The sequence below is a fragment of the Mycobacterium sp. genome (genome assembly GCF_040398885.1).
Taxonomy (GTDB): domain Bacteria; phylum Actinomycetota; class Actinomycetes; order Mycobacteriales; family Mycobacteriaceae; genus Mycobacterium.
The window spans coordinates 1-1,259 of sequence record NZ_JBBATF010000318.1 but is presented as its reverse complement, the minus strand read 5'-3'; the positions used below and the strand labels follow the sequence as shown (position 1 = coordinate 1,259).

The following is a 1,259-nucleotide window of genomic DNA, read 5'->3' as shown; positions in this document are numbered from 1 at the left end:
GCACGGGACCACCATCGTGGCCCTGAAATATCCCGGCGGTGTGCTGATCGCCGGTGACCGCCGGGCCACCCAGGGCAACATGATCGCCGGGCGCGACGTGCAGAAGGTCTACATCACCGACGACTACACCGCGACCGGCATCGCCGGCACCGCCGCGCTGGCAGTCGAATTCGCCCGCCTCTACGCCGTGGAACTCGAGCACTACGAGAAGCTCGAGGGTGTTCCCATGACGTTCCCCGGCAAGGTCAATCGGCTGGCGATCCTGGTCCGCGGCAATCTCGGCGCGGCGCTGCAGGGTTTCGTGGCGCTTCCCCTGCTGGTGGGCTACGACATCAACGACGCCAACGCCGAAGCCGCCGGGCGGATCGTCTCGTTCGACGCCGCCGGCGGATGGCACATGGAGGAGGAGGGCTATCAGGCCGTCGGCTCCGGGTCGCTGTTCGCGAAGGCCTCGATCAAGAAGCTGTATCCCGCTGTCGTCGACGCGGATTCGGCTCTGAAGGTGGCCATCGAGGCGCTCTACGACGCGGCCGACGACGACTCCGCCACCGGCGGGCCAGACCTGGTGCGGGGAATTTACCCCACCGCGGTCACCATCGGCGCCGAGGGCGCCCAGGAGGTGCCCGAGGAACGGGTTGCCGGACTGGCCCGCGAGGTGATCGAAATCCGCACGCGCACAGACGATTTCGGCCCGGGCGGTCGGCCGAGCAACGCAGCGCCCCGCGCTGATTCATGATGGGGTCTGATTCATGACGGGGTCGCGGGCATGAGTTTTCCCTATTTCATTTCGCCCGAGCAGGCGATGCGGGAGCGGTCCGAACTGGCACGGAAGGGAATTTCCCGGGGCCGCAGCGTGGTTGCCCTGGCCTACGCCGGCGGTGTGCTGTTCGTCGCGGAGAACCCGTCCCGGTCGCTGCAGAAGGTCAGCGAGATCTATGACCGCGTCGGTTTCGCCGCGGTCGGCCGCTTCAACGAGTTCGACAGCCTGCGCCGCGGCGGAATCCAGTACGCCGACACCCGCGGGTACGCCTACGACCGGCGCGACGTCAGTGGCCGGCAATTGGCGAACGTCTACGCCCAGACCCTGGGCACCATCTTCACCGAGCAGCCCAAGCCCTACGAGGTCGAACTCTGCGTCGCCGAGGTGGCGCATTACGGGGAGACCAAACCGCCTGAGCTCTACCGAATCACCTACGACGGATCCATCGCCGACGAACCGCACTTCGTCGTGATGGGCGGCACCACCGAACCGATCATCA

At 67.0% G+C, this 1,259-nt stretch carries 2 protein-coding genes; both read left to right on the top strand.

What is annotated here, in order from left to right; translation table 11 throughout:
- Positions 1-736 (top strand): proteasome subunit beta (prcB, locus tag ADBZ5U_RS16465; RefSeq protein WP_526811980.1); only part of this gene is annotated, 736 nt, incomplete at its 5' end.
- A gap of 30 nt (positions 737-766) precedes the next feature.
- A partial coding sequence (gene prcA, locus ADBZ5U_RS16460; RefSeq protein ID WP_526811978.1) for a proteasome subunit alpha occupies positions 767-1,259 on the top strand: 493 nt, incomplete at its 3' end.